Source organism: Ensifer sp. LC384 (assembly GCF_001695865.1).
In the GTDB taxonomy this organism is placed as follows: domain Bacteria; phylum Pseudomonadota; class Alphaproteobacteria; order Rhizobiales; family Rhizobiaceae; genus Ensifer.
On record NZ_MBST01000021.1, the window covers coordinates 1 to 13,169 of the forward strand.

Annotated in this window: 10 protein-coding genes and 4 pseudogenes; 10 read left to right on the forward strand and 4 right to left on the reverse strand. The window is 59.5% G+C overall.

All coding sequences use genetic code 11. From position 1 onward, the window contains the following. Nucleotides 1-77 precede the first annotated feature (77 nt). Both BC363_RS33560 and BC363_RS16940 read left to right on the forward strand, forming a co-directional pair. Nucleotides 78-1,138 (forward strand): IS630 family transposase gene (locus BC363_RS33560; RefSeq protein WP_141690350.1). Its coding sequence is split into 2 segments (ribosomal slippage): nucleotides 78-570 and nucleotides 570-1,138, totalling 1,062 coding nucleotides; the frame shifts between segments, so codons are not numbered across the junction. Next, on the forward strand, nucleotides 1,135-1,632 hold the full coding sequence (locus BC363_RS16940) for an amino acid permease (protein ID WP_202618576.1): 498 nt from the start codon (nucleotides 1,135-1,137) through the stop codon (nucleotides 1,630-1,632). Before BC363_RS33560 ends, BC363_RS16940 begins: the two co-directional genes overlap by 4 nt. Nucleotides 1,633-1,676: 44 nt before the next feature. Here the strand turns inward: BC363_RS16940 and BC363_RS16945 are convergent. Then, nucleotides 1,677-2,447, reverse strand: a pseudogene (locus BC363_RS16945) (transposase); the annotation flags it as partial. An 8-nt stretch (nucleotides 2,448-2,455) separates the two neighbouring features. On the opposite strand from BC363_RS16945, the pseudogene BC363_RS33565 reads away from it, so the two are divergent. After that, nucleotides 2,456-2,683 (forward strand): annotated as a pseudogene (locus BC363_RS33565) (helix-turn-helix domain-containing protein); the annotation flags it as partial. Nucleotides 2,684-2,724: 41 nt separating this feature from the next. Here the strand turns inward: BC363_RS33565 and BC363_RS16950 are convergent. Beyond that, nucleotides 2,725-2,991, reverse strand: coding sequence for a hypothetical protein (locus tag BC363_RS16950; RefSeq protein WP_065783693.1), 267 nt, complete (start codon nucleotides 2,989-2,991; stop codon nucleotides 2,725-2,727). Nucleotides 2,992-3,382: 391 nt separating this feature from the next. Between BC363_RS16950 and BC363_RS16955 the strand changes: the two genes are divergently transcribed. The 3 genes and pseudogenes from BC363_RS16955 (at nucleotide 3,383) to BC363_RS16965 (ending at nucleotide 5,749) form a co-directional block, all read left to right on the forward strand. Beyond that, nucleotides 3,383-3,778, forward strand: a complete 396-nt coding sequence (locus BC363_RS16955) for a hypothetical protein (RefSeq protein WP_065793314.1) — start codon at nucleotides 3,383-3,385, stop codon at nucleotides 3,776-3,778. A 326-nt stretch (nucleotides 3,779-4,104) separates the two neighbouring features. Next, nucleotides 4,105-4,383 carry a hypothetical protein gene (locus BC363_RS16960; RefSeq protein ID WP_065783697.1) on the forward strand — a complete coding sequence of 93 codons (279 nt, stop codon included), beginning with the start codon at nucleotides 4,105-4,107 and terminating at the stop codon, nucleotides 4,381-4,383. 203 nt (nucleotides 4,384-4,586) lie between these two features. Beyond that, nucleotides 4,587-5,749, forward strand: a pseudogene (locus BC363_RS16965) (IS110 family transposase). Nucleotides 5,750-6,072: 323 nt separating this feature from the next. Here the strand turns inward: BC363_RS16965 and BC363_RS16970 are convergent. Continuing rightward, nucleotides 6,073-7,302 (reverse strand): annotated as a pseudogene (locus tag BC363_RS16970) (Tn3 family transposase); the annotation flags it as partial. 728 nt (nucleotides 7,303-8,030) lie between these two features. On the opposite strand from BC363_RS16970, the gene istA reads away from it, so the two are divergent. The 4 genes from istA (at nucleotide 8,031) to BC363_RS16995 (ending at nucleotide 12,530) form a co-directional block, all read left to right on the forward strand. Next, the gene (gene istA / locus BC363_RS16975) at nucleotides 8,031-9,515 is read left to right on the forward strand and encodes an IS21 family transposase (protein ID WP_083223513.1); all 1,485 of its coding nucleotides are present in this window, start codon (nucleotides 8,031-8,033) and stop codon (nucleotides 9,513-9,515) included. Beyond that, nucleotides 9,512-10,432 carry an IS21-like element helper ATPase IstB gene (gene istB / locus BC363_RS16980; RefSeq protein WP_065783701.1) on the forward strand — a complete coding sequence of 307 codons (921 nt, stop codon included), beginning with the start codon at nucleotides 9,512-9,514 and terminating at the stop codon, nucleotides 10,430-10,432. The genes istA and istB overlap by 4 nt, the downstream gene beginning before the upstream one ends. Before the next feature lie 257 nt (nucleotides 10,433-10,689). Beyond that, nucleotides 10,690-11,750, forward strand: a protein-coding gene (locus tag BC363_RS33570) for an IS630 family transposase (RefSeq protein ID WP_141690351.1) whose coding sequence is annotated in 2 segments (ribosomal slippage) — nucleotides 10,690-11,223 and nucleotides 11,226-11,750 — 1,059 coding nt in all. Because the reading frame shifts where the segments join, the coding sequence is not laid out codon by codon here. A 3-nt stretch (nucleotides 11,751-11,753) separates the two neighbouring features. Continuing rightward, entirely contained in the window at nucleotides 11,754-12,530 is a 777-nt protein-coding gene (locus BC363_RS16995) for a hypothetical protein (protein ID WP_065783706.1), read from the forward strand. Between the two features lie 184 nt (nucleotides 12,531-12,714). Here the strand turns inward: BC363_RS16995 and BC363_RS35480 are convergent, their stop codons facing one another. Then, nucleotides 12,715-12,993 carry a hypothetical protein gene (locus tag BC363_RS35480; protein ID WP_065793315.1) on the reverse strand — a complete coding sequence of 93 codons (279 nt, stop codon included), beginning with the start codon at nucleotides 12,991-12,993 and terminating at the stop codon, nucleotides 12,715-12,717. Between the last annotated feature and the right edge of the window lie 176 nt (nucleotides 12,994-13,169).

Consider the following 13,169-nt stretch of genomic DNA (forward strand, 5'->3'; position numbering starts at 1 on the left):
CGAGCAATGACGCCGACTCGTGATGGGATTCCCAAATCAGAGAAATTCTGACTCATTGTGCCAAACGGAGGTTTGGCATGACGAAGGCGATATCGTTGCGGGCAGATTACGACGGAACGGCACTCAGGAGGCTGGCGAAGAAAGCAAAGGATGCCGCCCAGGTCCGGCGGCTGTTGGCGCTGGCCTCGATTTATGATGGCTGCTCCCGGCAATACGCATCCGAGATCGGCGGGGTGACGGTGCAGATCGTCCGCGACTGGGTCGTGCGCTTCAACGAACGCGGCGCCGCCGGGTTGATCAACGGAAAAGCACCAGGCGGCCGGGCCAAGCTAAACGACACGCAGCGCCAAGCGCTGGCGAAGATCGTCGAAAGCGGTCCGATCCCCGCCGTTCACGGCGTGGTCCGCTGGCGCCGTAAGGACCTCGTGCAGTGGCTGTTCCAGGAGTTTCGGGTCTCTGTCGACGAGACGACGGTCGGGCGAGAACTCAAGACACTCGGCTTTGCCAAGCTTTCCGCTCGTCCGCGCCATTACGCCCAGAACGAATTGGAGGGGGAGGTTTTTAAAAAGACTTCCCCGCCGCGCTGGCAGAGATCAGGGCGAAATGCCCGCCCGACACGGACATCGAAATCTGGTGGGCCGACGAAGCCAGAATAGGGCACAAGAACAAGATCACGCGCCGCTGGGCACGTCGGGGAACCCGACCGTCGGCCCCGCACGACCAGCGCACCATGTGGGCTTATATCTTCGGCGCGATCTGCCCGAAAAAGGGCAAGGGGGCTGGCCTCGTCCTTCCCTATTGCGACACCGAGGCGATGCAGGAACACCTTGCCGAAATCAGCAACGCCGTCGATCCCGGAGCACATGCCGTGCTCATTCTCGACCAAGCCGGATGGCACGTCACGCCGAAGCTGAAGGTACCCGACAACATCACCTTGATGTTCCTGCCGCCGCGGTCGCCGGAATTGAACCCGGTCGAGAACCTCTGGCAGTTCATGAGGGACAACTGGTTGTCGAACCGCGTCTTCAAGGACTACGACGACATCGTCGATCAATGCTGCCGCGCTTGGAACAGGCTCGTCGATCAGCCGTGGAAGATCATGTCCATCGGAATGCGCGATTGGGCGCATCGGTCATGATCCGTGCACGTTGGTATAACCGCAGTTTTAGGCGACCGCTAACCCATGGTAAGCACAAAACACCCAACACGGCATTGCTTGCCGGTGCGCTGGTGGGCTTCCTGGTGATGCTGGTGGTCTGGTTCACCCAAGGGGGCGAACAGGGCGGCTCGTTCATCGGGGGTGTGCTTCTGAATATGGCCGTGTTTGGCGCGATGTTCTCCTACCTGCTACAGGGCCTGACTTTCATCCAGCTGCGACGCGTCTTTCCAAATATTGAGCGGCCCTACCGCAGTCCGTTTGGCGTGCCGGGGGCGGCGCTTGCGGTGGTCATTGCGCTCATCACGATCTTCTTCCAGCTCACCGACCCGCTCTATCAGAAAGGGATCATCGGCGTAGCGATCTGGTATGCACTGGCGATTTTCTACTTTGCCGCCTATGGCCGGAAGACACTCGTCTATTCTCCGGAAGAGGAGTTTGCCGTGAAACAGCGTGAAGGTGCGGGATCAATGTGAATCAACCGATGGTGCTGTCGTTTGGCAGTTAAACGGGGTCTTCCTCAATTTGCGTGGTGAGGCTGGTGGAGTGGCAGCATGCGTGCCCGAAGGAGCTTGCGCACTCTGCCGTACATCGCGCGCTTCAGGGCCTTGAGACGATTGATTTGCCCTTCCGCCTGGCCGTTACTCCACGGCAATTCAATCGCATTGCGAACGGCATCAATGTCACGGCGTAGGACCCGCGCGAAACGCACGATGGAGACGAGCCCGGAGTCGACGGCATCATCGATCCAGATGTCGAGCTTGCTCAAGTCACGGCTCCGAAAAATACCGCGGAAGCGCATCCCGAGACTGCGCATCACTACAAATTCATGCGATCCTTGCTTCAGAGCATCGACTTTCCTCGCCTGATTGATCGTCAACATGCCTCGCGGCTTTATGCAGAGAGCCACAGCGACCACAGGCGAGATCACGTGGCCAGTTGCCGGATCGCGTATCGGGACAACATCGCGGGCTGGGTGATGGCCTGTGATCGGAGCCGTCGACGCACTATCCGTGCCCGATCGCTCGGCGTGGCGCCAGCTTCCGAGAAGCCGCTCGAGATTTGAGAAGCTGCCCGTGTAGCCGCGCCCCTTGATATCGTGGAACAGATGCCGACCGCAGCGATTGCCATCTTTCCAGCACTGGGTGAGGAACGCCTCGAAATACAGAGGTGAGGTTGGCTTCAACGCGGCCCTGCATCGGTCAGGTGGCGTGTCGAAAGTCAGCCATTTGGCGATGCTACGCCGACCGTATCCGGTACGACGGGCGATCTCGGAGCAGGACAGCCCTTCTGTCAACGGCGAGCGAAGGCATGCCGCCGGCGGAATTCGTGCTGTAGAAGCGGCTGCAGCGAGCCGTCAAGCTCTTGACCAAGACCGCGAGCCTGCCGGTCAAGGAGGTAGCGATCCTCTCCGGCTTTGAGGATCCCAACTATTTCGCCAAGGTCTTCCGCCGCTTCTTCGGCCTAAGCCCGACGGAATTCCGCACCACCGGCATGTATGCGAGCGTACTGTCGCCGCGATCATGACAAATCGCGCCAGACCGCGATCGCGACGCGCGTCAGGGCAGCTATTTGCTCCGGTTGTCGTCCAAAGCGACGTCGCCGCCTGCGTCCATGCCGCTGATGCCGTGTTCTTCCATGGCAAGCCAGCATCTGCGGCGGATTGCATGGCTCGGGTTGCCCAGCGCCTGGTCGCGCAGGAAGTCACCTGCCTGCGCCCGGGTGAGCCCTGTGTCTTCGCCGCGCAACGTCCTGCTCGCGTGCCAATATTGCCCTAGCCAGGTTTCTACCGTAACACGCGCTATCGTTTCCCGGCCGACTATGTACTCCGCCATGTTGCCTTACCCTTCCGCTCGAATGACCATCAGTCGACAAGAATGCTATAACGGCCCGGCCGCCCGCGGGTGACATCTAAGCCACACAAGATCAAGCAATTTCCACGCCAGCTTGGCCCAGACAGAGCGAGCACTGAATTTTCAACGATTTTCAGTAGGGTTATGCTGCAGGAAAATCACTTTGCCTAAAATTTGCGCAACGCGTGGTCGCGACAATTGCCGAGGCGGCCGCGAAACACCGCTGCTCTATTCGAAAATCGCGCCGCATTTTGCCGCCGCGGCCACATTTTGGTACCAATGAGGGCGGAATTTTGCAGCGTGGAGGTATACTCGGGGGCCTATCGGTTAAGCTCCTGATCACTCACATACGATCATCAGCGAAACGTTCGGCATGCCCTATGAACGTAAGAAGGGGGATGCCGGCGGCGGGAGCTGTCGCCGTGGCCCAGAGGGTTTGGCTGTCACCGGGCGTGACCTGCACATCAAGATCATCAAAAATGGGAGATGTGAAATGGCACAAGTAAATCAATCCATTGAGGCTCAGCATCGCCAAACCCTTCCCCAGATCGATTGGGTGGATATCAAGGAACCTGGATGCTACGTCGACGAGTCATCGGGCGACCTGTACCGCATCCCGGCGGAGGCGCTCGTCGCCGGTGCCTCGCCGATGGTGGTGAGGGAAAGCCGCGGGGCATCGCGTCTGCGTCAGTTGAGCACGGATCCCTTTATGGCCACGCTCAAGGCGCGGCTGCTGTGCGCACAACACAATATCGAACCGAACTTCTGATGGCTTGAACTCAGGTGGGCGCCGGCGGGCCATGCCGGCGCCTAGTGCATGGTTCCTTAAATCGCAACCGATTCAGGGGACCATGCAGGAGTTCAAAATGCCACGGCGTTTTTTGTGCGTCTGATAGGACGCACGGCGCTGTGGCGTAGAAATCTCAGGCGTTGTGGACGCCGCGTTGCGGACGGAAAGGGCGTCGGCCCCTTACCTATATCCCGATATTGGGTGCGAATACCTCATCCGCTAGAACGCCCAACATCCCGACTGCCCCAACATCCCGACTACAAGGAGTTTGTCCGCAAGGCCTAAGCCAAAATTGGGAGGAAGCCATGGCAAGAGCTGTTAATCGATCGATCGAAGCCCAGCACCGCAATACCCTTCCCGAAATCGACTGGGCGGACCTTGTCCGGCCCGGCTGCTATGTGGACGAGGCCTCGGGCGACCTTTACCGCATCCCGAAGGAAGCCTTCGCCGACGGCAACTCGTCGTTACTGGTGCGCGAAAGCCGCGGCGCCTCACGTCTGCGGTTTCTCAGTGATGATCCCTTCATGTCCTCGATGAAGGCCCGGATCATGTGCGCCCAGCACAATATCCCGGTGAATTTCTGAACGACGGGATGCGCTGAGCGGAGCGGCACCTGCCATTGCCGTTTGCATTCGTGGCTCGACGCGCCATGGGCCGCGGGGAGGCCTGTTGCAGCCTGCCGCCATTGTGGCCCCTGAACATCATTAAAGATCCCATGGGCTGGATGACGGCCGGCGTTTTCGCAAAATGAGTGGCCGTATCGCTAACCACTTATTCTGAGGATCAGATGTTCACGACCGAAAGAGCGCCGAGTGCCATCCAAACCAATCTTGCAGCCATCTTTGTCTCGATGGAGCTCTCGCGCTCTACCTGGCTCGTCACCTCCCTGTCCCCGGGTAACGGCGAGAAGATGTCGAAGCACTCCGTGGCAGCCGGCGATCTTGCCGGCCTGTTCGCCTTGTTTTCGAAGCTGCGGGCAGGAAGTCGAACCAAGACCGGGCTGACCTGGCCAATCATCACGATTCAGGAAGCCGGCCTCGACGGCTTCTGGATCCATCGCTCGCTTGTGAAGGAGGGCATCGAGAGCTACGTCGTTGACGCGGCGTCGATCGCAACGCCACGCCGTCATCGGCGGGTGAAGACCGATCGTGTCGATGGCGAGGCGTTGTTGCGGGCCTTGCTGGCTTTCAAAAGGGGAGAGCCCCGCGTTTGCTCGATGGTGCGTACAATCACGCACGAGGAAGAGGACCGGCGTCGAATTAGCCGGGAACGCAAGGCGCTTCTGGCCGAACGGATTGGTCATGTGAACCGCATCAAGGGCCTGCTTTGTTCGCAGGGCATAACCGGCTACGAGCCGCTGGGCAAGGATCGGCGCGAGCATCTCGAAGAGCTGAGAACGGGTGACGGGCTTCCATTGCCAAAGCACATGAAGGCCCAGATCGTCCGGGAGTTGGATGGCTGGAACTGGTCACTGGCCAGATCGATGTGGTCGAGGATGAGCGTGATGCCCTTCTCGCAGAGCATCGCGCCGACAACACAAGGCCGTTGCCAGTCGCGATGTTGCTCGGAATCAAAGGGCTTGGCGCCGAGTTCGTCAACATCCTGTGGTCGGAAGGCCTGTTCCGGCCTTTTGACAATCGTCGTCAGGTCGCCGCCTATGCGGGGTTGGCTCCGACCCCCTGGAAGAGCGGGTCGATCGACCGGGAGCAGGGCGTGTCCAAGGCGGGCAATCCGAGATTGCGCACAACACTGATCCAACTTGCCTGGCTGTGGCTGCGGCATCAGCCGGGATCGACATTGGCGCAATGGTATAGGGCTCGCGTCGAACGCAACGGCGGGAGGATGAAGAAGACGGCTATTGTCGCGCTGGCACGCAAGCTGCTGGTGGCGCTCTGGAAGTATGTCACCTCCGGGGTCATTATCGACGGCGCCGTCATGAAGGCGGCATAGCTCTTCTATTCTTCACCCTTTCCGATACCTCCAGGGACTCATGAACCCTGGCGGTTCCGGGCCGACGACCGATGTGCCCCTTGGCGACATGCCGAATTAAAGAATGGTCTCGTCGACCCGAGCCCTGCCCGCCGCAAGCGGGATATTGGTGCGGCTGAAATCGATGCCGACCGAATGTGAGGTGGATGAGGCTCGGCAAGAACGAGCCGCGTCTCGTAGATGGGCCGGGAACCTGGAGCCGAAGCCTTTGAGGATGTCGATATGATCTAATCGACTTGACACGGATGTGCCCATGTGAGGGGCGCAGATATACGGTAGGCGGATCAAATAGTGAACGGGAGGGGTCGGAAGCTGGCGTCGTCGAGATTGGGCTTGTCCTCCCAGAGGTAATCACCGGTGAGATTTGCGTGTTCCCAGGTGAGAGGTGACAGGCTGGTGAGCAGATGTTCGGGCACTGCTTGTCCTGCGTTGCGCAGGGCATCGACGACACGCCCTGTATAGATCGTGTTCCAGTGAATGATTGCAGTGACGACCAGGTTGAGGGCGGATGCTCGAATCGACAAGTTTTCCTGGCTGCGATCGCGGAAGCGGCCGAGGCGATGGAGATTGACGGCGCGCACGAGGCCGTTGCGGCTTTCCCCTTTGTTCAGCTCCGCCGTGGTGCTCTTCCGCAATTCCTCGTCATTGATCCAGTCGAGGGTGAACAGTGTCCGCTCGATCCGGCCGATCTGCCGGAGCGCCTGGGCAAGACCGCTCTGCCTTGTCGTCGCCGACAGTCGCTTCAGCATGAGCGAGGCGCTGACGGTGCGCGTGCGCAACGACGTCATCAGACGCAAAATATCGTCCCAATGCGCACGGATAAGACCGGCGTCGATGCGATTACCCATGACATTCTGCAGAATGCCGTATTGTTTGGCGGCACCAAAGCCATAGAGGCATCGCCCATCGAGATCGGGAATACGGGGCACGAGCGCATGGCAAAATGCGCAGACAAAATCGCTGACACCGCCGCCATCGACGTGATGACGAACAATTTCAAGACCGGCGTCGGTTTCGAGGAGCGCATCGAGGACATGAACCGCCTCACTTGCCGTGGCGGCGATGATCTTTGTATGGAAAGGGGCGTAACGGCCGGAGATCGCGGTGTAGAGCTTGATGACCGGGTTGGTGCCGTAGCGGCCATTGACGCTGCCAGCGACTTCGCCGCCGTCGCCGAGATTGATATGCTGACCATCGGACGAAGAAACGGTATGCGAACCGAACACGGACGCGAACGGGGCGGCGTGCTGGGCCTCGACCAGCCGGGCGAGCGCCAGGGTGAACGTCTCTTCCCGGAAATGCCAGATCGCCATCTGTTGTAATTGACGTCGCGTGATGCCGGGGCAGGCGAGCGCCATCTTTGAGAAGCCGAGATTGGTGGCTTCAGCGATAAGGGCTGCATAGAACACTCGCATGTCGCTCGGTGTCCGTCCTGTCTGAAGATGCTCGAACAGAGAGCTGAAACCGGTCATCCGATCGATGTCGGCGACGAGGTCCCTCAGCCTGATCGGCGGCCTTTTCCTGCGGCCCTCATTTGCATCACGACACCGATGAAACCGCTGTTTGGAGTTCATTATTTTTGATAGAGATCTCACTGACGGCGGCGACGTCCGCCTGGTTGCCGCCGCTGAAGACGCCAGTCTCTCCTATTTTGCCGACTCATCCTACTTTAGTTTGAACAGTAAGGAGAGTTGCCTGACCGGAAAAGCTGAGGATTCCAAGTCAGAACCAGAGTCGTGTGAGACCGGGATCTACAAGCTCAATCGCGATGCACGGAGTCCAGACCGCATCCGCTGGGTAGTACTGCGCGCGCCTGTGACGAGGTCTGCTCCCAAGCTGATAGTCCAAGGTGGGACGCTTGCTGATCGGCCGCCGTCAAATCCTGTTTCCCGAATTTGAGATCACCAAGATGAGATGGCTTGTTCTTGCTCTAGTATGGTTGACTGCGATTGCTAGTTCCACAGCCCAGCAGATCCGCCACGAAGGGGTGACGGAAGCAACTCTTGAGGATTGGTTGCGGAATTTTCAGGGAGTTGCAGCGCGACAACCAAGATGAGACGAAGCGTCAATCAAGATGAGACTCGGCAGCAGCGGTGGAACGCAGAGAGGGCGTAGCCCGAACGGAGTTCTACCGCTGCTGCCGCGCCGATTCATCTGGTGATTGCGGTTCGACCGGTACGTTGGGTTCTTCGAAGAACGGGGAACTACCTTTGTGCCAGGTCGTCACATAACCGATCATCAGATGAGGCTTTTCATGAAGTTACGACAAGAGCACAGGGTTGAGGTCGCCGCCGCGAAGGCGTCGCTCAGCAGAGCAACGGCCTATCGCATCGAGAAGAATGCGCAACTGCCATCGCAAGTGAAGAAGCCGCGCGGCCGTCGGCGTCCCGATCCACTCGCCGACATCTTCGATGCCGAGGTCGTGCCGCTGCTGAAGGCGGCACCTGGCATCCGCCCGGTCGCCGTCTTCGAGGAGATGTTGCGCCGCCATCCCGACCTCAGCGAAGGCGTTCGCCGGACAATGGAACGGCGGATCCGTGCCTGGCGGGCCATCAATGGCGACGAGCAGGAAGTCATCTTTCGCCAGGTTCATGAGCCCGGCCGACTGGGGCTTTCCGACTTCACCAACATGAACGAGCTGGGGATCACGATCGCAGGCCAGCCGCTCGATCACCTGCTTTATCACTTCCGGCTCGCCTATTCCGGCTTCGAACACGCCCACGTCGTCCTCGGTGGAGAAAGCTTCGTGGCGCTGGCCGAAGGGCTACAGAACGCTCTCTGGTTCCTCGGCGGCGCGCCGCTTTACCATCGCAGCGACAGCCTGTCGGCGGCCTTCCGCAATCTCGATGCCGATGCCAAGGACGACCAGACGCGGCGCTACGCAGAGCTTTGCGCGCACTACCGGATGACGCCGACCCGCAACAACAAGGGCATTGCCCACGAGAACGGTGCGATTGAGAGCCCGCATGGCCACCTCAAGAATGCGATCCGCGATGCCCTGTTGCTGCGCGGCACCCGTGACTTCGACGATCTCGCTGCCTATCGCGGCTTCATCGATGAGATCGTCAGCCGTCGTAATGCCCGCCATGGCAAGCGCATCGACGCCGAGCGGGCGACGCTGCAGTCGTTGCCGGGAACGCGCACCAGCGATTTTGAGGAGGTTGTCGTGCGGGTCTCGCGCAGTGGCGGCTTCACCTTGCGCAAGGTCTTTTACACCGTGCCGTCACGGCTCATCGGCCACCGGCTGCGCGTGCGCCTTTACGACGAGCGCCTTGACCTCTTTATCGGCGGCACGCATCTGATGACGCTCCAAAGAGGGCGTGCACATGCCAGCGGCAAGCACGACCAGGTGGTCGATTATCGCCATGTCATCCATTCGCTGCGCAAAAAGCCGATGGCGCTGCTTCAGCTTGTCTATCGCGACAAGCTGTTTCCGCGGCAGGAATACCGAAGGGCCTTCGAGACCCTGCTCGACCGGCTTTCCGACAAGCAGGCCTGCAAGATCACCGTCGAGCTCCTGGCCTTGGCCCACGATCGGGGCTGCGAGCGGGAACTGGCAGAGCGGCTCGCCAAAACACTCGATGCGGGCGAACTGCCGGACATCATCGCGCTGAGGACTTTCTTCGCGCCCGATCCGGCACAGTTGCCCACCGTCAACGTTCGCCTCGCCTCCCTTCAGGGCTATGAGGCCCTGATCGACGCGCATCATCTGGAGGACGCCGCATGAGAAGCGCCCCTGCCATCGACGCCGCCACGCTCAGCACGCTGCTCAATGAACTCCGCCTGCCGGCCATCAAGGTCCTTTGGCCTGACTTTGCCGAACGGGCCGACAAGGAAGGGTGGCCAGCGGCCCGGTTCCTGTCGGTGATCGCCGAGCACGAACTCGCCGAACGCGATCGCCGCCGCATTGAACGCCATCTCGCCGAGGCGCGATTGCCACCGGGAAAGACGCTCGACAGCTTTGACTTCGACGCCGTGCCGATGGTCTCCAAGGCACAGGTCATGGCGATCGCCGCCGGCGATAGCTGGCTCGCCAAGGGAGCGAACATCCTGTTGTTCGGCCCGCCCGGTGGCGGCAAGAGCCATCTCGCCGCCGCAATCGGCCTCGCGCTCATCGAGAATGGTTGGCGGGTGCTGTTCATGCGTACGACCGAGCTCGTTCAGAAGCTGCAGGTGGCCCGTCGTGAACTTCAGCTCGAATCCGCCATCGCCAAGCTCGACAAGTTCGATCTGCTCATCCTCGACGATCTCGCCTATGTGACCAAGGACCAGGCGGAAACGAGCGTGCTCTTCGAGCTCATCTCCGCGCGCTACGAGCGGCGATCGATCATGATCACCGCCAACCAGCCCTTCGGCGAATGGAACAGGGTCTTCCCCGATCCCGCCATGACACTCGCCGCCGTCGATCGTCTCGTCCACCACGCGACCATCTTTGAGATGAATGTCGAAAGCTACCGGCGTCGATCCGCGATGGAAGCCAAACGCCAACGCGGCAGGCCGGCTTCCTTCGCGACAATCAGAAATGCCGCCGAGATTGACGCTGCGCGACAATCAGAACCCAACGAAGCCCTTGCCAGCGACAATCACGATGATACCGTCGCCGACGACCGCGACACCAGAATCTCATCCAGATTGTCGCGCTGATCTCAGCCAGATTGTCGCTCTACAGGGAGTGCTTGTTGACGGGGCTTCCTCGATGACGCGAGCCGATCCAGTTGTAGTTTCTTATCTCAATCGTCTCGATTCTTGGATAAGAACGACCGACGATATTCGAAGGTTTCGCCAGTGGTCCAACGATGACGAGGCCGTGGAAGCACTTATACGGCTCCTCACTGAATTCGACTCACGGGCTTCCCAAAATGTGATGAATCTGAATCGATGGTGCAAACCGGAGGTTTGCGATGGGTTCAGCGATTTCGTTGCGGTCAGACTTTGATGGGGATGGGCTGCGGCTTCTGGCCCGGCAGACGAAGGATGCCAACCAGGCACGGCGGCTCTTGGCGCTTGCCTCGATCTATGACGGCGGTTCGCGCTCGGATGCGGCGCGGTTGGGCAGCGTCACTCTTCAGATCGTGCGTGATTGGGTCACGCGCTTCAATGCGCATGGCCCCGAAGGGCTGATCAATGGCAAGGCTCCCGGCCCACAGTCACGTTTGAACGATCCCCAGCGGGCGGCCTTGGCGCAAGCCATCGAACGCGGACCGAGGCCCTATCTCGATGGCATCGTGCGTTGGCGTCTGTGTGATCTGGCCCAGTGGCTATGGGAGGAATTCCGTATCTCGGTGAGCGAACAAACGCTGAGCCGGGAGGTGCGTGCCATGGGCTACCGCAAGCTTGCCGCACGACCGAAACATCACGCACAGGACCCTCAAGCGATTGAGGAATTTAAAAAAACTTTCCCGCCGCAGTGGCGGAAATTGCCGACGGAGCCGCCAAAGGCAAACGAATAGAAATTTGGTTTCAAGATGAAGCCCGAATAGGCCAGAAGAACAAGATCACGAGGCGCTGGGCCAAGCGTGGAACGCGACCCTCAGCACCGCACGACCAGCGAACCCGATCAGCCTACATCTTCGGCGCCATCTGCCCGAAGCTTGGGAAAGCGGCAGCGCTGGTCATGCCTTGGTGCGACACCTACGCCATGACCCAGCATTTGGCCGAAATTGCCCGTCATGTCGCCGACGATGCGCATGCCGTCCTCATCATGGATCAGGCTGGTTGGCATATGTCCAACACTCTCCTCGTACCAGAAAACATCACGATCCTGCCGCTGCCGCCGAAATCGCCCGAACTCAATCCGGTCGAAAACCTCTGGCTCTTCATGCGCGAGAACTGGCTATCGAACCGCGTCTTCAAATCCTACGAAGACATCGTCGCTCATTGCTGCGACGCATGGCGCAAGCTCGAGGGCCAGCCTTGGCGCATCATGTCCATCGGGCGCAGAGATTGGGCATATGGGTTCTGATCAATGGGAATCCGTATTATACCGCTTGCGGCTGGACGCTTCACCGAGACGAGACTGCCCGCCACCTACATCCTGGGCAACGTTGTTGATAATACGAACGTGTGCCGGATCATCGCATATGTGCAGCAATCGGCTGAGATCGATGCGAATGGACGCTACAATCTTCTCCAGGTTGTGTTGCAAGTTTCTGAGTATGCTTTCGATGATACCGCGTCATGGATCCAAGGGCTGACTGCCAAGTTGAAGCCGAGCCTCGCTGAAGGCCCCAATAACGAACGTACGTTGGCTCTGCTAAGTCAGATCCAGCTGGAGCTTGGGAACAGGACGCTCGGGAAAGGCGATCGCCTTGAAGTCTTGTCGCCATCGAGGTTCGCATATTGCGAGAAGGTGCTCGGAACTGTCGCGGGTCCTAATCAGTCTTCGATCAGTTTTCCGGATACCGCGGCCGCCCTTACTGTTGATCGCATTCGCGACCTGATGTTTACCCCCGATCGACGCGATTTTGCCGCGCATATTGCCAAGCTGTACGGAACGACAGAAGACAAGGCCGCAGTCGTGAGCGCTTTGACAGGCGCCATCATACCTCCGGGCGCGGACGACGTCAGGAGATACCGGGTAAACCTCTACATTGCTCTGACGATCTCAAAGCTACCGTCGGAGGCAATTACTGCGCCAAGGGATGTAGCGGCCCTCCAAAGGCTCTCGTTTGCGCCGGAGATGCGCGATCCCACATTTGCGGATAACGTCAGCCGTGCCCTTGCCCAGCAGGGCATAGAGTAGGGGTGAACCGCACCGGGTTTGCCGGAGGCTTCAACTCATGAGAGATTGGAGCCGATATGAGCAAGATGTCGGGCGAAGCGAGGAATCGCCCCCTTTGGCGAAACGAAGATCCATCCCTTTCAATGATTGCTTGGTTGTTTGCGTCGAGTGCCGATCCTGCCTTCTGCAGAACGTTTTATCGATCTCACCACCAGGGTCCAGAGCTTGCCCGCTTCAGAACGGCAAGCTCGGCTTTCAGCTTTTCAATCAGCGTGTCGCGAGAGCGCAGCTTCTGGCTTTGACGCGCCAACTCTTCTGTCTGCGCAGCGATAATTGCTCGCAGTTCTTGATCGTCCGGCAAGTCTGAAAAGCTGGTTTCCATGACGGAACGTATAGCTGATTTGGTCTCCGCGATCCAGCTTTCGCAATGGAATATTGCATTTTCGCCGGATAGCACGCGGGTGATGACGCCGATTGAGCCCACTTTTATCGCAATGCCGTCCGCACGAGCGTCTCGGCCCCATGAAATAGGCCCGCGTTGGCGCCTCGTTCGATCATATTCATTCGGCCGATGGGATCAGAGATTTCAATGCTGCCGCCTCTTACTGGTATCGACCTTCAGGAAGCGGCCCAGCCGCTCTCGACACGTAACGGCTTCGC